The following is a 22413-nucleotide window of genomic DNA, read 5'->3' as shown; positions in this document are numbered from 1 at the left end:
AGGATCGCTAGGACCAGGCGGAAGAAGGACTGTATGACCGGCGCCGGCAGGCAGGAACAAGGACCCTCCGGCGGGAGCGGGCCGGCGGACCTGCAGCACCCCCGCTTCGCACGGGCCTATGCCCGGGCTGTGGAGGAGATGAACCGCCGCGGCGGCACGGAACACCGGCGAGCCATCCTTGCAGGCCTGAGCGGGACCGTCATCGAGATCGGCGCCGGTGACGGCTCGGCCTTCGCGCTTTACCCGGAATCGGTCACCCAGGTCCTGGCCATCGAACCGGACGACTATCTCCGAAATCTCGCCCTGGCCAGGGCGTCCTCCGCGCGGGTGCCCATAACGGTCCGGGCCGGCACCGCCGAACAGATTCCCGCGGAAGATGCCGGCACGGACGCCGTGGTGGCCAGCCTCGTCCTGTGCAGCGTGGCCGACCAGGCCACTGCACTCGCCGAAATCCGTCGGGTCCTGCGCCCCGGAGGGATGCTGGCCTTTTACGAGCACGTCCGTTCCCACAACCGCCTGCTGGCCGAAGCCGAAGACCTGCTCACCCCGGCCTGGCAGCGGATGGCCGGCGGCTGCCACCCCAACCGGGACACGCTCCGGGCCATCACCGCGGCGGGATTCACGGTGCAGGCCAGCCGGCGGTTCGGCTTCTCGGCAGGTCCGTTGGTCCCTCCCGTCGCGCACATCCTGGGCACAGCCACCAGCCCAGGCGGCCCCGGCGGCCGTTGACGTGCCCCGCGCCCACGGAACCCACGAAACAACTCCGGCAAAGCGTTGGCCTAGGAGGCCGGTGAACCCGACCTGCGCAGCCGGTCCGGCGGGTGCAGGTCGATGATCGGCAGGTGCCCGTCGGTGCGGATGGCATCGCCGCCGCCGTTGCGGTGGTGGTATCCGCTGGAGTAGTTGAGGATAACGTGCACGGACTCAACGGCGTTGGCTGAGCGGAGGGTCTCGATGATGAAGTCGCGTTCCTCGTCCGTGCGGTCGGCGATCTTGTGCGTGATCTGGAAGGTGAACAGGGACAACCCCACGCTACGGTCGTAGGTCCCCGCCCCCACCCAGTCCACGGACAGTCCGCCGGGCAGCATCCAGCCGGCCGGGCATTTCCAGAACCGGACGTGGTGCCGTTTGCGCGGGTTTCCGTCGATTTCCCGCTGGAACGCAAGGTCCTGCTTATTGCCGAACACATACAGCGAGCTCACCGGCGCCTGCGGGTAGCTGCGCCCCAGGACCGTCGAGGTCAGGGTGCGCCAGGCGGTGGCCGGGGTAATGGGATCCGCTTCCACCCACCCCGCCGTCCGCATCGCCTGCCGCAACTCCTCCTGGGGTCCCACCACGGCGAGGTTCACGGGATCCCCCAGTACGCCGTCGCCCGTTCGAGTCCGCCCGATGAAGTAGTCCGGGATGTACAGGCTGCTGAGGATCTTGTGGATGCGCGGCAGCAGCGCGTAGGCCAGGATCAGCCAGACCGGCAGGAACACCCATGCCTGCTCCGGCCCACGCGACAGCCGGGCGAGCAGGAAGTAGTAGACAGCCCAGCCCACGGCTATGGTCACCACCAGGTACAGAAGCCGCTGCAGGACAGCGAGGACCGTGGCCCACCTGCTTTGCCGGCGCTCCACCGCACTGCTGGAACGCGAGTGGTCCGGCTCTTCCGGAACGGCCCGCTTGCGGCCGGCGTCGCCAGTGGACGTCACAGTGCTTCTCCTTTCGGTCGCCAACCCATGACCAGCCTAAAAGGTGCGGCCGGAAGGCTGCATCCCGGCCGTTGGCGGGAGCGAAGCGTCACGCCGGAAGGTTCAACTGCTCCACGATGATCCGCGACGTTTCAGAATCCCCGAGGATCCGGAAGTGCCCGGCGACAGGCAGCTGGATATTGGTGGCACCCGGCAGCACGCTGCCCTCGGGAATGTGCGGATCGAACGGCCCGTAGATGGAGGTGATGCGGCTGTTGATGGTCTCCTCCCGGGCCAGTTGGAGGGTCAAGGCGTTGCGCGGGGAAAAGATGCGCAGGCTGGGCAGCAGCATGTACTTGGCGTAGCGCGACCCGGAAAACGGCGTGCACACGGCGATCATCCGGTCGATCCGGTGCTCCGGATCGAGGTTCAGCATCGCGTATTTCCCAATGAGCCCGCCCTTGCTGTGCGCCACAATGGCGGCGTCCCGCAGGCCCGCTTCCTCCAGGTGCTGGGCCACGAGCCTGGCGGCAGCGGGCACGTCCAGGCTGTTCCGCTGCAGCACGGTCACCACGTGAACCGGATGGCCGGCGTCGTGGATGCACTGGATGAGGGGCAGCATAAACTGCCAGTTTTCGTACACGCCGGGGATGATCACCACGGGAGCGCGGTGGCCTTGGTGGAACGAGCCGGGCTGCACGCGGGAGAGCATGCCGCGTACCTGCCAGACGCCGGCGTAGAGGTAGTCCTGCAGCCACCACGCGCCTTTTTGCAGCGGGCTGATTCGAGTGGGCGTTCCCGTTTCACTCATCTGTTGAGGATATCCTCCACACCCGTTGCCCTATCACTTTTGGCTCTCAAAACCGCGGTTTGGGGACCAAAAGTGATAGCGCAACCTCCCGGAATCAGTAGTTCCGCCGGTGCTTCAGCCGGGGAATGACGACGGCGAACACGGCCGCCGCCGCGAACCCCAGTATGCCCGTGGCTGAGATCCCCGCCCCCAGGGATGCCAGAGCCGTCACCCCGGAGAGGAGGACAGGCCCGCCGGTGGAACCGGCGTCGGCCATAAACCGCCAGAGCCCCAGGAACTGGCCGCGCCCGCGGTTTGGCGAGAAGTCCGCACCCAGCGTCATCACCAGCCCGGAACTGATCCCGTTGCCGAATCCGATCAAGAGCGCCGCCAGGAGCAACCCCACAAACGATCCTGTGAGCGGAATCAGCAGCAGTGCAGCACCCATCAGCAGGGTGGAGGGCACGGCTACAAACTGCCGGCCCTTCCGGTCCATGAGCTTGCCGGCCGGATAGAAGACCAGCATGTCGATGGCTCCGGAGAGTCCGTAAATCAGGGAGGCCGACGTCGCGTCCATGCCCAGGTGGTCCGCCCACAGCGGGATGACCACCTGGCGGGACGAGCGCAGCGCGCTGAGCAGCAGTATCCCGGCGCCCACGCTCAGGAAGACGCCTGCATGGGAAACGGCCACACTGCGGAGGGTGGGCTCCGGGCCGGCACTCCCGCCGTCGTGCGTGTCCGCCAACGCAAGGTCCGGGATGGTGAGGGACAGCAGCGCGGCGGCGGCCATCGCCACCACACCCACCCAGTACGCCCCGCCGATGCCGGAAAACTGCATCACCAAAGCGCCCAGGAACGGGCCAATGAAAACACCAATCCGGTTCACACCGCCCAGGGTGGACAGCGCCCGTGCCCGGAACGCCACGGGAACGGCCTCGGTGAGGTACTTCTGCCGGGCCAGTCCGAAGACCGCGCCGGACATCCCGACGACGGCCATCGCCACCGCGAGCAGCCACAGTCCGTTGGGGATCAGGGAGGACAAACCGGCTGCGGCGAGCGCCAGTCCGGCCGCGACAGCGGCGCCCACGATGGCCCAGCGTTCGCCGAATTTGAGGGTGACCAGCGATGCGGGCAGGTTGAAAAACCACGAACCCAGTCCAATCAGCGTGACGATCAGCGCCGCGACTGCAACGGACGCACCAAGGTCGCGGGCGCTCAGCGCCACCACCGGAAGAATCGCTCCCTGGCCGATCCCGAAGAGCAAGGTGGGGCCAAAAGCGGCCACCGCGATGGCGCGCAGGCTGAACGGCTGGGAGTCATCCGGGGAAGTCATCAGATTTATCCTAGGGTGGCCTGCAGCAGGGGAAGGAAAAGCAAACATTTGGGGGTCACAAAACCCTTGCGAAGGACTACCGTTTGCCTTATGGGGTGCTGATTCGCGCCCACTGCCAAAGGGGAGGTTTTTCCATGGGTGAAGTGTGGATCCGAACGCTCGGCAACGGGCTGGTCCGGGCAGACCGGGTCACCGAGATTTCAACAACGCGGGGATCCCTCCATGAGGACCAGGGGTATTCGCTGAAGGTCATTGTGGACGGTAAGGGCCATGTCCTGATCGATGACGGCGACCTTCAGGGATCCTTGGCCGAGCGGCTCGAATACGCGCGGCACATTGAGGACGCCCTGCTGCTCGCGATGGATGAGGCTCGGGACAGGGACACCTCCGTGGTGATCTCCTATGAGCCCGAGCGCGAGCGCTGGTCATCGGCGCCGGTGTCAGTGTTAACCGGACGGCTTCCTGAAGCGGTGGGCTGAGCCGGTTCGTGGTGGGACAGTTCGACGGCGGGCGGCGGCTTCAGCCGCCCGTGGCTCCTGCGTGCGTGCGGCTTCCAGCAAATGCGGGCCACGGAGCGTCACAGGATCAGCATCCTAATCGGTGTAATAAATACGTAACTGTTGCGTGGGTCACATCTGCCCCTTACTCTGGATGAGGCTTAAGAAACAGGCCAAAGCAAGAAGCTGCAGCGTCGCAGCCAATGCCGGGGAAGGTTTTACAACTTGAATTCCAAGCTCAACATCGTTGTCCGTGTAGATCTCGACCACGCCAAAGCTCTGGTGATTGCAAAGGGGCACATCACCATTCACAGCGTGAACGCACTTTATGTAGTAGTTAAGCGGGCCAATTCCTTAAGGGAAGGCCTGGACCTGAAGCTGGACATCAGCCACGCAATGGTTGATGCAGAAGCCCTCGAAATGCTCTATACCGCTTCCGAAACGCATCACCTGCCGGCCAGGATCGATCCGCAGCAGGCACCTTGTACCATCAGCGTCCTGGCGCCGCGCCGGGAGCACGCACCCGCAAGGCGCGCACTGATCGCCGCCTAAAAGCTTCCAGGCAAGGCACCCGAAGCGCCCACAATCGGGCCAGAGTGCCAGCCACAGACTCTTTTCTTCCTGGTTCAAACTTAGAGTGCAGCTGTATCCGAATAGACGGGTAGCTGCACTCTTGGTTTGAGGGAACGCCCGCACGGGGACCCGGTTAGCCGCCGCCGTTTGCGTCCAGCCATTCCTTGAGGAGGCCGGCCGGAAGCGGCCGGGCGAAGTGGTATCCCTGCGCGAGGTCGCAGCCCATGGCCTTGAGCATGTGGACCTGGCCGGAGGTTTCCACGCCTTCGGCGACTGCCCGGATACCCACCGCGTGCGCCAGGTCGATGCAGCTGCCCACAATGGCCGAATCGCCGGAGTCCGAACCGAGTCCGTTGATGAAGGACCTGTCGATTTTCAGTTCGTCAATGGGAAATTTCTTCAGGTACGTCAGGCTCGAGTAGCCCGTACCGAAGTCGTCAACAGCAAGCCCTACGCCCAGGTTCTTGAGAGCCGTGAGCGATGCGAGTGCGGCGGCGGGATCGGCCATGAGGGCTGTCTCGGTTATTTCCAGCAGCAGGAGCGCGGGATCGATGCCCCGCAGCCGGAGGCCGGCTTCCACCATCGGGACCAGTTCGGGGTCGTTGAGCTGGCGGGCAGAAAGGTTGACGGCGAACTCAAGGGCGCTGCTGGGGCGGCCCTGCCGCCGCCAGTTGTCTGCCTGCTTCAGCGTTTCGCCCAGAACCCAGGCGCCCAGCGGCCGCACCAGTCCGGATTCCTCGGCCATGGTGATGAACTCCGACGGCGGGAGCAAGCCGCGCGTGGGGTGCTGCCACCTGACCAGCGCCTCCACCCCCCTCGTGCGCCCGGTGCGCAGGTCGATTTGGGGCTGGTAGTGCACGCGGAGGGCGCCTTCCCTGATTCCACGCCGAAGCTCGCCCAACGCGCGCAGCCGGTCCACCGTGGGATCCGTCTCCGCGGGCTCATGCAGCTCCCAGCGGCTGCGTCCCAGTTCCTTGGCCCGGTACATCGCGATGTCGGCGCGCCGGATCAGGTCTTCAAGGGTTTCGCCGCCATCCTCGGCTACAGCCACTCCTATGCTCGCGGATGTGACGATTTCCAGCCCCTCGATCTGCATCGGTGTCCGGAGGACCTCCAGTAGCCCGGCAGCGAGGGCGGTGGCTTCCGTCGGGCCGGCAAAGGCGCCCACCACAACGAACTCATCCCCGGAAAGCCGGGCCACACTGTTTGATCCTGCGGCCAGCGACGTCAGGCGCTGCGCGACGGAGATCAGCAGCTCATCCCCCGCGGCGTGCCCCAGGCTGTCATTAACGGCCTTGAAATGGTCGAGGTCTACAAAGAGGACCGCCAGCCTGCGCGTTCCGGCAGTTCCGCCGGCGGGAAGCTGGTCCAGTCCCACATTGAGCCCGGCCCTGTTGGGCAGGCCGGTGAGGGCATCGTGCAGCGCGAGGCGGTGCAGTTCCTTTTCAGCCTCGGCACGCCGGGCCTCGGCTTCCTCCGCCGCGCGAAGGGCTGCAACGAGTTCCTTCTCGTACATCCGGCGTTCGTGGGCGCTGAAGATGACCACGCGGACGGCGGCGGGCTCCTCGTCTGAGGCCGGGGACCGCGACGCCGAGAGCAGGGCCGCCCGGCGCTGGCCGTCCGCGCCGATGATCTCGACCGCGATCTCCGACACAGCGCCCGTTATCCCCAGCTGCGGGATGCAGTGGGTCGAATACAGGATCTGGTCCCCCACTGGCATGAGGGACTGCAGGGTGGACCCGAGCAGGTCTGAGCGGCTGTGACCCGTCCAGTTCACGAAGGTATCGTTGACCGCGGTGATGCGGCCGCCGTCGTCGGTCACCAGGTAGCCGCATGGTGCCTGGTTGAACAGCGCTTCGAGGTGGGCCGGGTCCGGACCCGGGGTGTCTGTCACGGACTGGAAGCGAGATATTGCAGGATGGCGTCGGCCGTGGCCTGCGGTGCACTGACGTGCGGGCAGTGGCCCGTGGCCTGCAGGTGCACTAGGGAACTGCGTTCCAGGTGCTGGTGCACGTACGTGCCTACCTCCGGCGGCGCGAGCAGATCGTCGGAACACTGCAGGATCAGGCTGTCCGTTGGCACTTTCCCCAGCACCTGCCGGGTGTCCGAGAGGAAGGTAACCCGGGCAAAGTGCCTGGCAATGGACGGGTTGGTCCGGCAAAAGCTGCTCCGCAGTTCCTCGGCCAGCTCCGGAGTCTCCGGGTTGGCCATTGCCATCGGAGCCAGCGCTTCAGCCCAGGCAAAATAGTTGCTGTCCAGGGACGCGAGCAGGCCCTCGATGTCGTCCTGTGAAAACCCGCCCACGTAGCCCTCCGCGGGGTCGTTGGTGTAGCGCGGCGACGGGGCAACAAGGATGAGCCGGGAGAACCGCTCCGGTTCGTGCGTTGCAGCGATCACCGCCATCATCGCGCTGACGCTGTGGGCCACAAGGATGACGTCCTTCAGGTCCAGGCATTCGCAGATCTCCAGAAGGTCCGCGGCGTAGCCATCCAGGGACCCGTACTTTTCCCGGTCATAGGCATTGACGTCAGAATGGCCCGCACCCACGTGGTCAAAAAGCACCAGCCGGTAATCGTTGGCGAAGTAGGGCAGGAGCCTGCGCCACATATCCTGGTCACAGCCGTAGCCGTGGGCAAACATCATCACCGGCCCGTCAGCCCGCCCGGACACCGTGACGTTGTTCCGGCGGATCACCGTGGAAACCGCTGCCGTTGCTGCTTCGACCATTCTTGCTGACCCCTGCCTAGGGTGACCTTGTCTTGCCTCAGATACTAGCGGCGGGGGGATGCGGAATCCTAGGATTCAGTCCCGGCGCACCTGGCTCGTGGCCGTTCCCCCGCGGCTGGATACCGCCCTTACGGATGTGACCTGTTGACGCGGGCCGGGCTTGGCCTGCAGGGACCATCCGCCAAGGGAGTTGATGGAGACGGTGCCCAGCAGGGTTTCGGCACGTCCGGACGTTATGTCATAGACCTTCACCGAAGCTGAACCGGTCGGGACGGCTCCGTCGATCCTGGAGGTTCCCGTGACGTCCATGTCCTTATTCAGGCGGTGCCGCGCGGTGGTGATGGTCAGAACGTCGGTCTGCGCCGTCGCGGTGGCTGTCGCCGTCGGTGTTGCCTCCGGGCTGGTGGCAGTATCGGTTGGCTCCGCAGTTGCGGTTGCGCTGGTGGTTGGTTCCGGCGTTTCCGTTGTCGGCTCGTCCGTGGGTTCCTCCACCGGTACGGTCTGGTTGATCGGATGCGGCTTCGAGGCGTCGATGGGGTGGTTGGGGTCGGGATCGTTCGTGTCGATGCCCACGCTGAACTGGGCCATCATGTCGTGATCCTCGTGCGGGAGGTTGTGGCAGTGAATCATGTACCGGCCGCGGTGGTGCTCAAACTTCATGAGCAGCCGGACCGTCTCGCCCTCGCCGACGTACACCACGTCTTTGGGCCCGCGTTCGTAGTTGAAGGGTGCCCTCCCGTTGCGGCTGAGGATCTGGAAATCCACCAGGTGGATGTGGACCGGGTGGAACCATCCCCCTGAGCTGTTTTCGATGGTCCAGATTTCAACATCGTTCAGGTCCGGGTCTGCCAGCACTTTCCGGTAGCCGCTCTCCACCACTTCGTCCCACGTCATGCCGCCGAAGGTCCAGATGTCGTTGTCCCGCTTCACGCGCATGTGCCGGTTGTTAACCGATTGGGAGGGCGTCAGGCTCATGGCGGTGCTTGGTGCGAGCAGTTTTGGCATCACCTTTGCGGCCGGCCCGGACGTGTCCACCGGTTCATCCGTCACATCAAAGGCCATGACCCTGCCGGTGTTGTCGTAGTCGATGTTGTTGTCGTTGGACAGGTTGCGCAGTTCCACGCGTTTTCCAGCCGGGTACTTGGAGAAGTCGATGAGGACCTCGTAGCGCTCCGCACTGCTGTGCCGCCACGACGTCACCTGCTGTGCTGTGGGCATCAGGCCGCCGTCCGTAGCGACCATGGTCACGGGGTCCCCGGTGCTGAGGGAGAAACGGTAGGAGCGGGAAATGGAAGCATTGAGGATGCGGAAGCGGTAGATTCGCCGCTGGACCTTCATAACCGGCCACGGCGCGCCGTTTACCAGGATGACATCACCCCAGAGGCCGGAGTGGGTGTTGTCGTCATATGCGAGGGAGCCGTTGGCGGCGAACATGGCGTCGGAAACGGTCAATGGCACGTCGAACTTTCCCTGGGGAAGCAGGCTTCGTTCAACCTCGTCGTGCAGGTGGTAATGGCCCGCCAGCCCGGAGTAGACACTTTGCGACGTGTTGTGGACAGCATGGTCGTGGTACCAGAGGGTCCGCGCCGGTTGGAAGTTTCCGTACTCGTAGTCCTTGCAGTAGCCGAGTCCGGTCAGGTCGTTGGCGTACCCGTCGAACTGCGGCAATGAGGCCGCACCGTGCAGGTGGGTGGACGTATCAAGCCGGTACCCCCACTGGGGATGGAGCAGCGGCAGCACGTTGTCCATCATGAGAGTGATGCGGTCGCCCTGATTCACCTTGATGGTGGGACCCGGGAACGTTCCGTTGTAGCCAAGGATCGGTGTGCTCAGTCCCGGCACGATATTCGCCGAACTGAGCCTCTGCTCTATGCGGTAGTGGTGCCTGTTGTGGCCGTCGGCATCCACCGTTGTTCGTGCGGGCTGAAGTACCGACGGGATAGTCAGAGCCCGCTGGTAGGGCCTGGGCATGTTGCCGGCAGCCAGCTGGCTCGCTGACTTTGCCTCCACCGATCGCAACGGTACGGCAAGCCCAAAGGCGCCGATGATTCCGATACCACCTATTTGCAGTGCCTGACGGCGTGAAATCGACATAAACAAAGGGTGGAGGAACAACGGTGCGAAAACGTTGGGGAAATCTGGGGCCCGGTGATGCCAAGGATTTCCCAAGCGGGTCACGCCAGGCTGGCATGACTTAAGAGGCCACGTTGCCGTGCGAGCGGGATCAGGGCCAGTAGAGCGGCGGAAGGGGCACGATGTCGCTGAGAACACGGGTAGTGGCAGTGCTGGCACTGCTGGCGGCCGGGATACTGTCGCTGGTCTGGGCCTACATCTACGGCGGCGGCGCGGACCCGGGCCTGTTGGACCGGGCAGGCCCGGCCGTGACCTGGGGGCTGCCTGCAGCGAAGTTGGTGTTCAACCTGGCCAGCGCCGGCACCATCGGTGCTCTGGTCCTGGCAGCCTTCGCCCTCCCCCACGGCGGGACCGCCTATGAACGCGCCCTTCGGCTTGCCGGATGGTCGGCGGTTGTTTGGGCCGGCGCCGCCGCGGTCCACACGTCAGCAAGCTTCCTGCTCCTGGCCAACAGGGCGCCTACAGCCGGACTTGATGAGGCCTTTTGGATGTACCTGTCCAGGATCGATGCTGGCCGCGCAGGTGCCCTGAGCACGTTGATAGCCGCCTCCGTAGCTTGCGCGTGTTTCCGGCTTAGGAAACCGCGCCTTCTTGCCGTCACCGCCGCCGCGGCTTTCGCAGGGCTGTTGCCGCTGGTCATGAAGTCCCACGCGGCCGGCGGCACCGACCACGCGGACAGCACCATCACCCTGTTCGTGCACGCGGCCGCCGCCGCAGTGTGGTTGGGCGGCCTGCTGGCCCTGGTCGTGCTGAGGCCGGTGCTGCCGGCGGGCCAGCTGGGCGTGACGGTACGGCGGTACTCCACGCTGGCGTTGATCAGCTTCATCGCCCTCGCAGTCTCAGGATTCCTGGGCGCCCTCACCAGAATCAGTACGGTCGAGGCCCTGCTAAGCCCCTACGGTGTCATTGTCCTGGCCAAGGCCGGAGTCTTCATCGTGCTCGGGCTGTTCGGGGCGCTGCACCGGCGCTGGTTGCTGGGCCGGATTGATAAGCACCCGGCGCGGGGTGGCAGGCACTTCGCCGCCCTCGCAGCCGTCGAACTCGCAGTCATGGGTGCCGCTTCCGGGATGGCCGCGGCGCTTGCCCGGACAGAACCACCCAAGGCCGCCGGATCCGGGAAGACGTTTGCCGCGGACTTCGCCGCCGGGCTGCCCAAGCCGGGCCTTTGGGAGTACCTTTCCGGCTGGGCTCCTGACCCGTTGTGGAGCCTGGCCTGCGGTTTCGCCGTCTTCGCGTACCTGGCCGGGGTGCGGCGGCTCCGGGCAGGCGGCCTGACCTGGCCCGCGCAGCGAACGGCGGCGTGGCTTGCGGGCATGGCAGTGCTGTTCGTTGTCACGAACGGAGGCGTGCACCTCTACCAGGGCTACCTCTTCAACGCCCACGTCCTGACCCAGATGATGCTCACCGCCGTCGTACCTCTGCTGCTCGTCCCGGCCGCGCCGCTGACCATGGCCCAACTGGCCATCAGGGCCAGAACAGACGGCAGCGCCGGGGTCAAGGAATTCCTGGAACGGTCCGTCGAACCGGTTCTGGCAGCGCTGCGCAGGGATCCGGTGTTGGCCATCTTTATCCTCGCCGCGTCCCTGCTCGTCATCTACTACACCCCCCTGCTCGAGTGGGCAGCCGTGGGCCAGATCGGCTACAGCACCATGACCCTGCTCGCCCTGCTCACCGGCTCTCTGCCCACCGCCGCGCTCACCGCGGCGCCGGACCACGGCACCGGCAACGCAGCACGCCAGCGGCTGTTTGTCCTGGCAGGAATGGCCGGCGTCTACGCTTTCGGCGGGTGGAAACTGACGGAGCAGGCACCGGCAATGGAAATGCCCTGGTACACCTCGGTGGGCCAACCGTGGGGCCTGGCAGCGGCTGCCGCCCCGGAACTGGGCGGCACCATCATGTGGTCCATCGCGGCCATATCGCTCGCCATCACAGCCGGGATGGCCGGCAAACGCGGCGGCCAGGGTGCACAGAACCAGCAGGTAGGGCAGGCAGCCAGCGCAGCCCGAGTACCTGCGAAATAGGTGCACCTGTGCTGCGCCTCCTGCGTCCTCTGCTGGTTACCGCAGCCGTTTGGTTGCTTGCGGCCGGTTCTCATGTCCTCGGTGGAGGTACGCTTCCGGATGCGGAGACCTCAACGGCGTTGATCGCGCTGGTTCTGCTGGCCGTCCTGATGGTGCTGGGCCGCCGCTTGTCCCTGGGGAGAATCGCCGCCGTCGTTGGAATCGGGCAGGTGGTGCTTCACCAAGCTCTGAGCCTCCTCGCCCAGGAAACCCCCTGCGTCAATTCGCCGCACGGCTGGCACCATGGCGCCCCCGCCGCCTGCCTGACCGGGACACCTGAAGTCCTCCTTCCCGCAGACCCGGGGCTAGCCATGTCGCTGGCGCACGTTCTTGGCGCTGCTGTAACTGCGGCCCTATTAGGCAGGGCAGAAGCAGCACTTTGGCGGCTCGTCGCTTGGTTTCGCCCCCTGACGCAGGCCCTCCAGCCCGTTACCATTTTTGCGTCCGGCCCCTCCCGTGGTGAATGCGGATCCGGGCCAGTACCTACCCCCTTGCGAAACCACCGTGCTGACGGCATCCGGGGGCCGCCGGTGCAGTGCGTTCCTTTCACCTCGCCTATCTGAGTGCACAGGCGGGTCAAGGGAACGCTGCAGCCGTCAATCCCGCACGCCGCTGCCCGCCATATCTTTTGATCCGGGGCGGCACCAGCAAAGGACTTTTCCCATGAAAACCAAGACCATGATTTCCCCCAAAGTAGCTGCCATTGGCGCAGCCACGGCCACTCTTATGACTTTTGGCCTCGGTGCGGCCACCGCCCACGTGACCGTTACACCGGACGCCCCCGCGGAAGGCGCCTCCACACAGGTGACTTTCAGGGTTCCCAGCGAGTCCGCGACCGCCACAACCACGAAAATCAAGGTGGATCTGCCAACGGCTACTCCGTTCACATCGGTCCGGGTAAAGCCCGTTCCGGGTTGGACCGCTGAGGTCATTAAAGGAGCGTTGCCCCAGCCGGTAACCGTGAACGGTGCCACCATCACCGAGGCGCCCTTGTCCGTGTCCTGGACCGCCATCGACGCATCGAGTCAGTTGACCATCGATCACTACCAGATGTTCTCCGTGTATGTCGGGCGGCTTCCGGAGGCCGGGACCACCGTGATGCTGCCGGTGGCGCAGTCCTACTCCGACGGCACCGTCCGGAACTGGGATGATCCGGTGGTAGAGGGCCAGGGCGAACCCGAGGACCCCGCCCCATCCTTTGTGACCACTGCCGCCGCTTCGGCACAGCATGGCCACGTCGGCACCGCTGCGGTAAAGCAAGCCGCTGAGACAGTAGCGGCAGTGAACTCTGATGCGCCCATGCCCGGGCCGGTCTGGGCGGCCTTGGCGGCCGGGCTGTTGGGACTCGCCGCAGGCATTGCCGCGTTCTTCCGCTCGGGCCGAATCAGGAAAATCTGATTGCCAAGCCCCTGCCCGGCGTCGTCGCACCAAGCGTGGGATAGCGGCGGGCAGGGGCTTGTGACTGCCCGGCTGCCGGCTCCTAGGGAATCCCTAGGAGCCGTTTCCGTTTCTTGGGAAAAACCAGCCGTCCTGTCCCTCGGCGGGTGTTTGCGTCCTGTTCAGCAGGACTGCAGCCAGCGTTTCCACAAGGTGGACTTCCTACGTTGTGACTGTGCGTGAACCCCTTGCGCACCCAGGATCAGTGAGGTTCTTATGAAATCTGCACTACACGGACCAGGAGAGCGGGGAGTCCGCGTCCATAGTTTTGGTAGGGCCGGCATTATTGGGTCGGTCTCCGCCGTACTCTGTGCCACTTCCCTGCTCGCCATCCCCACCGCCAATGCGGCCGTCCCGGCATTCCCGAACAACGTGGTGGTCTTCCCCGACCGGGACTTCGTCACCATTGAGGGCTACCAGGACAGGGTCGGCCAGACCGCCACCGTCGAGGTCCACCGCCCCGGAATCGGGATTGTCGGCTCCGCGAAGAGCGTCGTTGCCGCCGGGGACGTGGCCTTTGAAATCAACCACCCGGGCGGAGTCTGCTGGGGCGACGGGACTGACGTGAAGGTCACCCCCGACATCAAGCCCGGCGACAAAGTGACCATCAAATTCGGCACCACCGAGGCAGGAACCACCACCGTCCAGGACACCTACGTCAATGCTCCCTCCATCCTCAACGGCAACACCGTGGTGGTTAAGGGTCATGTCGCTGAGGGCGTCAACAAGGACCAGATGGAACAACGCATTGTGGAGCCCGCCCTGAAGGAGACCAGTGTGGGGCGCCGCGACGCCCGCGCGGTCGCCGGAGCGCCGGGAGGGGACGACGGTTACACTTCAAGGCTGGAATTTGGCCTGGACGGCCCGAATACCTTCACCGCCACCTACGAATTCGATGAAACGGCCGCCGCCGAAATAGCGGCCGCAGCTGGCGGTGCGCGCTCCATGGCCTGGGAAGAGAGCGATGCGGACGACAACCGTCAGGGCCTGACCATCGCCGAGTATGGCGAGCTTGGCGGCCCGGGAATGGGCGGCTGCCCGAATGGGCCCCTGGGCTCCGGGCCTGCAGGGCCTACCGACATCTCAGCGGCCAAGGTCAACAGCGACTTGAAAGTGAACTGGGCTCCCGCCGTGGCTGTCCCCGGAACGCCGGCAATCACCGGCTACCGGGTCACCGCTGTTGCCGCGACGGCAAACGGAACCGAGCGGGTGGAATCCGGTGTGCGCATCAGCGACCCGAAGGCCGCCAGCACCACCATCAAGGGCCTGTCTGCCGACGAAGAGTATGACGTCTACGTGGTGTCCGTTAGCAGCGTCGGTGAGACTTTCCCGGCTCCCCACGCCTTCGCGAAAACGGACACCGAAGCCCCAACCGTGACCGCCTCGCCCAACGGCGGAACCTTCTCCACTGCGCAGGAGCTGACGCTGACAGCCAGCGAACAGGGCAGCGATATCTACTACACCCTTGACGGAACCGACCCGGTTTCCGGTGGCACCAGCGTTGAGGGCGCAGTACTTTACGAAGGCCCAATCAAGGTCACCGCAAACACGGCCTTCACCTATTCCGCCATCGATCCGTCGGGCAATGCCTCCGACAAAAAGACCATCGAGTTCAAGATCACCAACGATCCCGTCCCGGCCGCTCCGGTGATCGCCAGCGCGCCGAAGGCAGGGCTGGGAACGGCGGAACTTTCCTGGACGGCACCCGATGCCGGAGCTGAAGGACTCACCATCACCGAATACTCGGTCCAGGCCTACACCGGTGATGCAGCCTTCGGCGATCCCAAGACGGTGGCCGGTGACGTTACTACGCTGCTCTACGACGGGCTGAACGGCGACACCGAATACTGGTTCACCGTCACGGCCAGCAACACCAACGGTGCCGGAGCCCCGGCCAAGAGCGCTCCTGTCACCGTTCAAGGTGCCGTTGTGGCGGTTGCCGGACCGGATCAGAACGTCGCCCGGCGCACCACGGCAACCACGGTTACCCTGGACGGCACCGGTTCCACCACTGCAGGAGCCACCTACAAGTGGGAGCAGAACCTCACTGGAGTCACATCGGCGGACACAGTCAAATTGACCGCATCCGACACGTTGAAGCCAACCTTCAGCCTGCCGGTCTACAACTCCACGATGACCAACAACCCGCTCACCTTCAAGCTGACGGTCACCGTCGGCACGACGGTCCGGACGGATGAGGTCAAGGTGACACCCGTTCCGGACAAGGTCACCATCGCCTCGGCCACGTGGAAGCCCGGCGACATGAGGGTCAGCGGAAGCGGCAGCGTTCCTGGCGCCACCATCACCATCAGGGTTGGCGGCCCTGAGGGCCGGATCCTGAGCCGGGTGAACGTTGCGGCGGCAGTCGCGCCGGCCACCGGCGGCACTTGGAGCCTGCGGTTGCGCGACAATGCTGCCGGCACCACCAACCCAGGCTCTGTCTGGATTGAGTCCACCGTGGGTGGCACTGCCGGACCGCTGTCGGTTACCAACAGGTAGACAAAAGCCCCACCCTGGCCCGGTGGCTCCCGGTAACGTTCCGGAAGCCACCGGGCCTTGGCGCGTCCCGCGACAGTCGCGTCACTGGCTGGGCCAGGGGAACGTTCGACGACGGCAGGTTACCTTCCCAGGAAGGTAACCTGCCGTCGTCGTACCTCAAGAACCCGGCCGTCGTGCTTCTGCAAGCTGCCGCGACGGTGCTGGCGAATCTCCGCAGCCTCAGCAGTTGGTGATCGCGCGGGTCGTACTGTCCCCTGTGCGGGGAACGCCACGAGTGTTGAAAGTCTCGCCGGCGCTGCTTCTGGTAGGCCCGTAGCCTGCCGCACCGAATGGTTTCATGGAACCGGGTTACCGGCGCCTGGACTATGTACAACGGCTATCAACCAATTGCTGACGGCCTCATGATGTCTGCTGGGAGGCTGAGGGCTCATCCGCAAACCCATGGCCGGCCGAGATGGTGTGGCCGGTCCGCGCCACATCAACTGCGGCTGATCAAGGGTTAACGCACGAAACGAGGGCCTCCTTGACCGGGATGAGCGTGATCGCCCATTCGGTACTGGAGGCCCTCGCCCCTTAATTCACGCCAAACTCTTTACAACCTCAACGGGAACTACGCCTGCATGGCACTTGGTACGGAAGTCTTCTGCCGGGAGGTTGCGGCAGCGTGCCTGCCGGCGAAGCTGACGGCAGGCACAGCCATGCCGAAGGTGGCGGTAACGGAAGTTCCGGCCCCCGGCGTCGAGCGGACCTCAAAGGTTCCCCCGGCCTGCTGAATGGTGTCGCCAAGGATCCGCAGGCCAAGATGGCCTTCCGTGCGGGGTTCCGCGGGGTTGAAGCCCACGCCGTCGTCAGACACTGTGATCTGGGTGCGCTGGCCGGCCTGCCACACCCGAATGCCAACCGACTGCGCTGCAGAATGCTTGCTCACATTCACCAAGGCTTCGCGTGCCACCCGGTAGAGCAGGACGGCCCGGTCCCGGTCCAACACGAGCTTGTCCGGAATCTCGACAGTCAGATGTATTCCCCGCTCCACGAGGGGCGCCTCCAGCCTCACGAGGGAAGCCTTGAGCCCCAGCTCTTCCAGGTCGGGGGGATAAAGTTCAGAGGTCATGGCCCGGAGAGTGCGGATATTGTTCTGCAGCATGGTCCGGGCATTTACAAATACGGGCTGCAGCTCCAGCGGGCCGCGGCGCTCCTCTGACTCCAAGGCGTAAGCCAGCCCGGACAAATCCTGGATCACCTCGTCGTGGAGTTCGCCGGCGATTTGGCGGCGCTCCTGGTCCGATGCCTCGATGGCACACCGCAGCATTGCGTTGCGCGCCGCCTGGTGAAACTGCATCCTCCGGGCCAGGCGGACCGCCGGAACCAGTTGCGTCAGCTGGAGTACGGCCAACGACAGCGCCATGGGCGGGACCATGCCCATCAGGACTGCCTGCTGTTCGCGGCGGACACCGTCCCCAGAAGAGTAGGTCTCAAAGATCATCGGGGCTCCGCTTGCGGATGCGGAGCGTGCATAGACTTCCACGAGTTCGCCGATGTCCGCCTCAAACTCGTTCTCTGCCTCAGTCTGGGATTCAAAGGTTGCAGTCGCCGGGCCGCCTTCAAGGAGCTCGCGCGCCCATTCCTCCTGCTCGAAATCCTGCCCTATAAGCGATTCGATATCGGAATAGACTACGCGGCCGTGCTCGTCCCACACCTTAATCCTGGTCACGCCGCTCTCAGCCAGCCACGGCGCAAGCCGCTGGTCGAGCAGTTCCAGCGCAGCCGGGTCGCGGGCAAGGAGCTGGTCAGTTATCAGCGGCCCCACCACATTATCTGCCAGGCGCTGGGTGATGTCCCTGGCATTAGCCAAGGCGTGCCGTTCCGCTTCCGCCTGGACCCAGAAGGAAACGGGGACGGCAACCAGGACGAGCGCGGCAAAACCGGCAATGAGGAATCGGGCAACAGCAGCCCTCACCTCGCGCCGCTCTGCCACGCCTTGGTCAAAAGGGGCGGCGTGGGCGGGCTTCCCCGCAAAAATTCTGTTCACTGTGGGATCTGCCGGGTCAATTTGCCGAGGACCCAGCAGCCGGCGAGACGGTGCCGCCCCATTTTGCCACGAGGGAAGGATTCACAATCATGCTGCCGGAATGGGCGTGCCTCAGGGTGTCCAGCATGACCCCCAAGGCTCCGTCCTTCGGCAGGAAACCGCAGATACCCATGCGGGCGGCCTCGCGCAGGGCTTCCTGCGACGGGTTACCTGTCAGCATAACGATCCGGGTTTCGGGCGCTTCCGAAAGGATGCACTCGGCGGCCTTGAGCCCGGAACCGTCAGGAAGGTACAAATCCATAATGACGACGTCGGGCCCAAGGTCCCGGAACATCGTCACCGCAGAGGCCACGGACTTCGCCGCTCCTACACTCTGCAGGTCCGGCTCGCGGTCCAGCGCCCCTGCCAAAAGATCGGAAAAGGTGGTGTGGTCATCAACGATCAGGATTCGCAGGCGTCCCGTTTCCTGCGGGGTCACCCTCGCAACGGGACGGCTTTCCGTGACCACCTGGATGGGGCCAACGGGCTCCGCCGGCGGGCATGCTGCCGCGGTGCTCCTCAAGAGCCTGGTTTGCGCCTCCCTCAGCGTCGGCCCCGGGGCGCAGCCCAGTTCCTGGTCAATGATCCTGCGGCAGCGGTCGTAGGCCCGCAAGGCTTCCGTACTCTCGCCATTTTGCTCAAGCCCCAGAATCAACGCCGTCCATGCCCGTTCGTTGAGGGGATCCTCCTTCACCGCCGCGCCACCCCAAGCAATGGCCTTACTTACCTCCCCAAGGGAGAGCGCGGTTTCTGCGGCCAGGACGCGGGCAAGACCCACCTGCGCTGCGTGCGCGGCCCGCTCCTCTTCTGCCCAAGCCGGAAGCAACTCGTCTCCGAGCAGCGGAGCGGAAGCCAGGTCCAGTGCTTCGGTCAGCAATGCGAGCGCCCTGCGCGGCTCGGCCTGGCTGGCCATTTTGGTCAGTGTCTCGAAACGGTCCAGGTCCAGTTCCACCAGTGACCGATCGATGGCATAGCCGCCGGTGACCGTCCGCAGGGGGCCTGTTCGCCCGGTGCCGGGCTGCAGGTTGCGCCGAAGGACGCTGACATAGCTTTCAAGGGTGGGCAGAGCAACGGCCGGGTGGTTGCCGCCCCACAGCAGATCCATCAGCCGGGACTTCGACACTGCCGTGCCAAAATTCATCAGGAGAATTTCGAGTACCTGGCGGGGCTTCGGTCCGCCAAGGTCGTTCGCGCTCAGCTCGATGTCGCCCCGGCGGATCGTCAACGGGCCGAAAACCGAAATCGAAAGCGCCGGCGTCTGCGGCGGCACTTCCGGAACAAGGCCAGTCTGGACGGTGTTGTTTGGCAGTTCCAAAGTAATCACGTGGATTCCCCCAGGTTGTTCGGTGGTGCGTGGTCCTTATTGAAGAGGTACGGGAAAAGACGAACAACAGTGGTGATTACTCACTTTCGTAGCCGCTCACTACTTGGTCCTGCAGGCTTTACGCAGACACCATGCGGAGGACATGAATGGTCAGGCCGGGCAACGTAGCCTCGCGGGAAACGTTTCCGCTGGTGAACCTCGGAATGGATAAGCGGCGTCGAAAATTGGGAAAACCCTAGGTATCACGGCACAGGAGGTTATTCGGCTGCCGAAGATTTCCCCAAGCAGGCCTACCTAATTTTGTACAGAACAAGTACAAACCCTGGTACGGCAGCCAATGTGACGGGACATCAGATGACACCGCGGACCGCAGAGACCCACAAAGTCTCCGTTAGCGTGCCCACCACGCCATATAGGCAGGCCTGGTCCGGCGTACGGGCGGAACTGCGTACTGTCCGTGTTCGGGTCCTGGCCACGGTCCTGGCTTTCCTGGCAGCCGGCCTGCTGGTCACCGGCGTCACCACGCTCGCCCTCGACTTACGCAACCTCAACAGCCGTGTTAACGAAGAGCTCCTGCTGCAGTCCGCCCGGCTTCAAAACATTGTGGAACAGGGTGTTCCGGGCGGAGGGCCAGTTACTTCACTTGATGGGCTGTTCACCGTGTTCCTCCAGGGTGACGCGCCCGGCAGGTACGAATCGGTGATGGCCACCGTCAACGGCGGCAAGACGTTCCTGCCCGCGGCGGCGCAGCCCAGCAATCTCGCTACTCCCCAGGTGCTCGAAACAGTGCGGGCAGAACATCTTGAGAACAGCACAGTCTTCCATGACATGTCGCTGGACGGGCGGACGGTGCGTCTGGCCATCACCTCGGTATCGCTGGGCGATGGAAGCCCCGGCGGGTTGCTGGTGGCGGCAAATGAAATCGGGCGGCAGCGGGAGCAGATGATCGCGTCCTTCGGCACTTTCGCCGGGGCGTCGCTGGCCACGCTGCTGCTGGCGGGCGCCGTGGGTTTCGCGGTGACCGGCCGTCTGTTTGTTCCTGTCCGGCGATTGCGCCAGGCCACTGAGTCCATCACGTTCGAGGACTTGAGCACCCGCGTCCTCATTCCCTCCGGTGATGACGACGTTTCGCAGCTGGCCACGGATTTCAACCGGATGTTGGACCGGCTGGAAACAGGTATCGCGGACCAGCGTCAGTTTGTGGACGATGCCAGCCATGAACTGCGGACTCCCTTGACGATCATCGGCGGCCATCTGCAGCTCCTGCAGGCAGGAGACCCCAAGGATGTCAGCGAAACCCAGGTGCTGCTCTTGGAGGAACTGGACCGGATGCAGTCCCTTGTGGATGAGCTCCTGTTGCTGGCCCGAAGCGGGCGCCCGGACTTCGTCAGGTTGGACTGGATCGACGCCGATTCCTTCCTTGAAGCCGCCATGGAGAGGATCAAGGTCCTGGCGGACCGACGGTGGCAGATCGAAAGCATGCCGGGCGGCCAATTTCGTGCAGACCGAAACCGTCTCACCCAGGCGGTGGAACAGCTGGCAGCCAATGCAGTGCAGGCCACGCGGCGGCATGACGTTATCTCCCTTGGCGCAGCGTGGACCGGGACTTCCGGGGGTACGGCACCGACCGGACATCAGGAACCGTCCCCTGGCGATATCGAAATTTGGGTGGCTGACTCGGGCTGCGGAATCAGCCCCGCGGACCAGGAACGGATCTTCGACCGTTTTGCCAGGGCCGGGGTATCACGGGGCAAAGAAGGGTCGGGCCTGGGGCTACCGATCGTCAAAGCCATTGCCGAAGCACACAGCGGAACACTTCGGGTGATTTCGCGGGTAAATGAAGGGAGCCGCTTTGTGCTCTCACTTCCGGGAGGAACGGCATGACGCGGATATTGATCGCCGACGACGAGCCACGGATCGCCAGCTTCATCACCAAGGGGCTCACGGCGGCGGGTTTCACCACCACATCGGTGGATGACGGCATCCGGGCCCTGGACTACGGCAGCTCCGGGGAATTTGACCTGCTCATTCTGGACATTGGCATGCCCAGAATGGACGGGCTAGCTGTGCTGCAGGCCCTACGGGCCATGAAGTGCACGGTTCCGGTGATTGTCCTGACGGCCAAGGATTCGCTTCAGGACACCCTCGCAGCGCTCGACGGCGGTGCGGACGACTACATGACCAAACCCTTCCGGTTCGAGGAGCTGCTCTCACGGATCCGCCTGCGGCTAAGGGATATCCCGGGGGCCCAGGGGGCACCGGACCCAACCTCCGGCGACGTAACCCTGGATGTTGACCTTCGCAGTGCCAAAGTGGGCGGCCGCACGGTGCCGTTGTCCGCCCGTGAATTCGCCATGGCCCGGGCGTTCCTAGAGAACGAGGGCAGGCTGCTCAGCCGCGAACAGCTGCTGAGCCGGGTGTGGGGCTACGACTTTGACGGGTCCTCCAATGTGGTGGATGTCTACGTGGGATACCTGCGCAACAAGCTTGGCCCCGGAAGGTTCCTGTCTGTTCGGGGCGCCGGTTACCGCTTTGTGGCCGTCCCCGCGGCCCCTTCCCAGCCTCAATCCGGTTCATGAGAGGTCTCTCATAAAAGTCTCATCCCCCTCTCACCGCGGCCCGGGAGGGTAGGAACACAACCAAGAAAGGTGATCCGATGAAGAAATACTGGTATCTTCCCATCGCAGCCGTAGTAGGTGCTGCGAGCCTCACGGTCTGGGGCCAGGCCAACGCCGGCCCGCCCCCAGAAGTCTCTCCCGGCGTGGTGGCGCCCGTCAGCGTCGCGACCGAGGATTCGGCGGACGTGCTTCCCACGTCAACCCCCACCGCCAGCATCACCGCGATCCCCGACCAGTCAGCCCCGGAAACGCAGCTCGTCACTGCAGAACCGCAGACTTTGGCAGCGGTGCCATCTGACGGCCCCACCCACGACCAGTTCGACGACAAAGGCGGGCTCAGGGACGACAACGTTTCCGACGACCCGCCCGGCGACGACAAAGGCGGGCTCAGGGACGACAACGTTTCTGACGACCCGCCCGGCGACGACAAAGGCGGGCTCAGGGACGACAGCCTTTCTGACGACCCGCCCGGCGACGACAAAGGCGGCCTCAGGGACGACAACGATTCTGATGACGAGCCAGGCGACGACAAAGGCGGTGAGCGGTAGCGCCTGACGGTCCGCACCAAGGTTTTCCCTAGGACGCCCCTGCAGCATTGCCTTGTTTCGCCGACTCTACTGGGGAGTTGGCCCTACATGGGGAGCAGATTGCAGGATGAAGGCCTCATCGCGTAAATCA

At 64.6% G+C, this 22413-nt stretch carries 18 protein-coding genes; 9 read left to right on the top strand and 9 right to left on the bottom strand.

Annotated elements, in window-relative coordinates; genetic code table 11:
• The first annotated feature begins 33 nt into the window (after window positions 1-33).
• Window positions 34-729 (top strand): class I SAM-dependent methyltransferase, encoded by a 696-nt coding sequence (locus G6R19_RS01370; protein ID WP_163161597.1) that lies wholly within the window; start codon window positions 34-36, stop codon window positions 727-729.
• Between the two features lie 50 nt (window positions 730-779).
• Here the strand turns inward: G6R19_RS01370 and G6R19_RS01365 are convergent, their stop codons facing one another.
• From G6R19_RS01365 to G6R19_RS01355, 3 genes are all read right to left on the bottom strand, one after another.
• A complete protein-coding gene (locus G6R19_RS01365) occupies window positions 780-1697 on the bottom strand; it encodes an LssY C-terminal domain-containing protein (RefSeq protein WP_240341723.1) in 918 nt (305 codons plus the stop codon).
• 88 nt (window positions 1698-1785) lie between these two features.
• A complete protein-coding gene (locus G6R19_RS01360) occupies window positions 1786-2487 on the bottom strand; it encodes an alpha/beta hydrolase (protein WP_163161593.1) in 702 nt (233 codons plus the stop codon).
• Between the two features lie 94 nt (window positions 2488-2581).
• Window positions 2582-3799 (bottom strand): MFS transporter, encoded by a 1218-nt coding sequence (locus G6R19_RS01355; protein WP_163161591.1) that lies wholly within the window; start codon window positions 3797-3799, stop codon window positions 2582-2584.
• Between the two features lie 134 nt (window positions 3800-3933).
• Here G6R19_RS01355 and G6R19_RS01350 point away from each other — a divergent pair, with 134 nt between their 5' ends.
• Together G6R19_RS01350 and G6R19_RS01345 are read left to right on the top strand one after the other, a co-directional pair.
• A complete protein-coding gene (locus G6R19_RS01350; RefSeq protein ID WP_163161589.1) occupies window positions 3934-4278 on the top strand; it encodes a hypothetical protein in 345 nt (114 codons plus the stop codon).
• A gap of 243 nt (window positions 4279-4521) precedes the next feature.
• Window positions 4522-4848: a hypothetical protein gene (locus tag G6R19_RS01345; protein ID WP_163161587.1), complete on the top strand. Its 327-nt coding sequence runs from the start codon at window positions 4522-4524 to the stop codon at window positions 4846-4848.
• A 154-nt stretch (window positions 4849-5002) separates the two neighbouring features.
• On the opposite strand, the gene G6R19_RS01340 is transcribed toward G6R19_RS01345, so the two are convergent.
• From G6R19_RS01340 to G6R19_RS01330, 3 genes are all read right to left on the bottom strand, one after another.
• On the bottom strand, window positions 5003-6763 hold the full coding sequence (locus tag G6R19_RS01340) for an EAL domain-containing protein (RefSeq protein WP_163161585.1): 1761 nt from the start codon (window positions 6761-6763) through the stop codon (window positions 5003-5005).
• Complete coding sequence (locus G6R19_RS01335) at window positions 6760-7596, bottom strand: alpha/beta hydrolase (RefSeq protein ID WP_163161583.1); 837 nt, start codon at window positions 7594-7596, stop codon at window positions 6760-6762. Before G6R19_RS01335 ends, G6R19_RS01340 begins: the two co-directional genes overlap by 4 nt.
• Before the next feature lie 75 nt (window positions 7597-7671).
• Window positions 7672-9690 (bottom strand): multicopper oxidase family protein, encoded by a 2019-nt coding sequence (locus G6R19_RS01330; protein ID WP_163161581.1) that lies wholly within the window; start codon window positions 9688-9690, stop codon window positions 7672-7674.
• Window positions 9691-9851: 161 nt separating this feature from the next.
• Between G6R19_RS01330 and G6R19_RS01325 the strand changes: the two genes are divergently transcribed.
• Window positions 9852-11750: a cytochrome c oxidase assembly protein gene (locus G6R19_RS01325; protein ID WP_163161579.1), complete on the top strand. Its 1899-nt coding sequence runs from the start codon at window positions 9852-9854 to the stop codon at window positions 11748-11750.
• 110 nt (window positions 11751-11860) lie between these two features.
• Here the strand turns inward: G6R19_RS01325 and G6R19_RS01320 are convergent, their stop codons facing one another.
• Window positions 11861-12022, bottom strand: a complete 162-nt coding sequence (locus G6R19_RS01320) for a hypothetical protein (RefSeq protein ID WP_163161577.1) — start codon at window positions 12020-12022, stop codon at window positions 11861-11863.
• Window positions 12023-12452: 430 nt separating this feature from the next.
• Here G6R19_RS01320 and G6R19_RS01315 point away from each other — a divergent pair, with 430 nt between their 5' ends.
• Both G6R19_RS01315 and G6R19_RS01310 read left to right on the top strand, forming a co-directional pair.
• Complete coding sequence (locus G6R19_RS01315; RefSeq protein ID WP_163161575.1) at window positions 12453-13187, top strand: YcnI family protein; 735 nt, start codon at window positions 12453-12455, stop codon at window positions 13185-13187.
• Window positions 13188-13442: 255 nt separating this feature from the next.
• Window positions 13443-15725 carry a chitobiase/beta-hexosaminidase C-terminal domain-containing protein gene (locus G6R19_RS01310; RefSeq protein ID WP_163161573.1) on the top strand — a complete coding sequence of 761 codons (2283 nt, stop codon included), beginning with the start codon at window positions 13443-13445 and terminating at the stop codon, window positions 15723-15725.
• Between the two features lie 610 nt (window positions 15726-16335).
• On the opposite strand, the gene G6R19_RS01305 is transcribed toward G6R19_RS01310, so the two are convergent.
• Both G6R19_RS01305 and G6R19_RS01300 read right to left on the bottom strand, forming a co-directional pair.
• A complete protein-coding gene (locus G6R19_RS01305; protein ID WP_240341722.1) occupies window positions 16336-17754 on the bottom strand; it encodes an ATP-binding protein in 1419 nt (472 codons plus the stop codon).
• A 16-nt stretch (window positions 17755-17770) separates the two neighbouring features.
• A complete protein-coding gene (locus G6R19_RS01300) occupies window positions 17771-19117 on the bottom strand; it encodes a BTAD domain-containing putative transcriptional regulator (protein WP_240341721.1) in 1347 nt (448 codons plus the stop codon).
• A 396-nt stretch (window positions 19118-19513) separates the two neighbouring features.
• Here G6R19_RS01300 and G6R19_RS01295 point away from each other — a divergent pair, with 396 nt between their 5' ends.
• The 3 genes from G6R19_RS01295 (at window position 19514) to G6R19_RS01285 (ending at window position 22283) form a co-directional block, all read left to right on the top strand.
• A complete protein-coding gene (locus G6R19_RS01295) occupies window positions 19514-21001 on the top strand; it encodes a HAMP domain-containing sensor histidine kinase (RefSeq protein WP_240341720.1) in 1488 nt (495 codons plus the stop codon).
• Window positions 20998-21696, top strand: coding sequence for a response regulator transcription factor (locus G6R19_RS01290; RefSeq protein WP_163161569.1), 699 nt, complete (start codon window positions 20998-21000; stop codon window positions 21694-21696). Before G6R19_RS01295 ends, G6R19_RS01290 begins: the two co-directional genes overlap by 4 nt.
• Window positions 21697-21773: 77 nt before the next feature.
• A complete protein-coding gene (locus tag G6R19_RS01285) occupies window positions 21774-22283 on the top strand; it encodes a hypothetical protein (RefSeq protein WP_163161568.1) in 510 nt (169 codons plus the stop codon).
• Window positions 22284-22413: the final 130 nt, after the last annotated feature.

Source organism: Arthrobacter sp. Alg241-R88, from assembly GCF_900537115.1.
In the GTDB taxonomy this organism is placed as follows: domain Bacteria; phylum Actinomycetota; class Actinomycetes; order Actinomycetales; family Micrococcaceae; genus Arthrobacter.
The sequence above is the reverse complement of the archived record's forward strand: the minus strand, read 5'-3'. Positions and strand labels throughout refer to the sequence as shown.

Coding starts and splice junctions, on each gene's coding strand:
- G6R19_RS01370 (WP_163161597.1), top strand. CDS start 34: ATGACCGGCGCCGGCAGGCAGGAACAAGGACCCTCCGGCGGGAGCGGG.
- G6R19_RS01360 (WP_163161593.1), bottom strand. CDS start 2,487: ATGAGTGAAACGGGAACGCCCACTCGAATCAGCCCGCTGCAAAAAGGC.
- G6R19_RS01355 (WP_163161591.1), bottom strand. CDS start 3,799: ATGACTTCCCCGGATGACTCCCAGCCGTTCAGCCTGCGCGCCATCGCG.
- G6R19_RS01350 (WP_163161589.1), top strand. CDS start 3,934: ATGGGTGAAGTGTGGATCCGAACGCTCGGCAACGGGCTGGTCCGGGCA.
- G6R19_RS01335 (WP_163161583.1), bottom strand. CDS start 7,596: ATGGTCGAAGCAGCAACGGCAGCGGTTTCCACGGTGATCCGCCGGAAC.
- G6R19_RS01330 (WP_163161581.1), bottom strand. CDS start 9,690: ATGTCGATTTCACGCCGTCAGGCACTGCAAATAGGTGGTATCGGAATC.
- G6R19_RS01325 (WP_163161579.1), top strand. CDS start 9,852: ATGTCGCTGAGAACACGGGTAGTGGCAGTGCTGGCACTGCTGGCGGCC.
- G6R19_RS01315 (WP_163161575.1), top strand. CDS start 12,453: ATGAAAACCAAGACCATGATTTCCCCCAAAGTAGCTGCCATTGGCGCA.
- G6R19_RS01310 (WP_163161573.1), top strand. CDS start 13,443: ATGAAATCTGCACTACACGGACCAGGAGAGCGGGGAGTCCGCGTCCAT.
- G6R19_RS01290 (WP_163161569.1), top strand. CDS start 20,998: ATGACGCGGATATTGATCGCCGACGACGAGCCACGGATCGCCAGCTTC.
- G6R19_RS01285 (WP_163161568.1), top strand. CDS start 21,774: ATGAAGAAATACTGGTATCTTCCCATCGCAGCCGTAGTAGGTGCTGCG.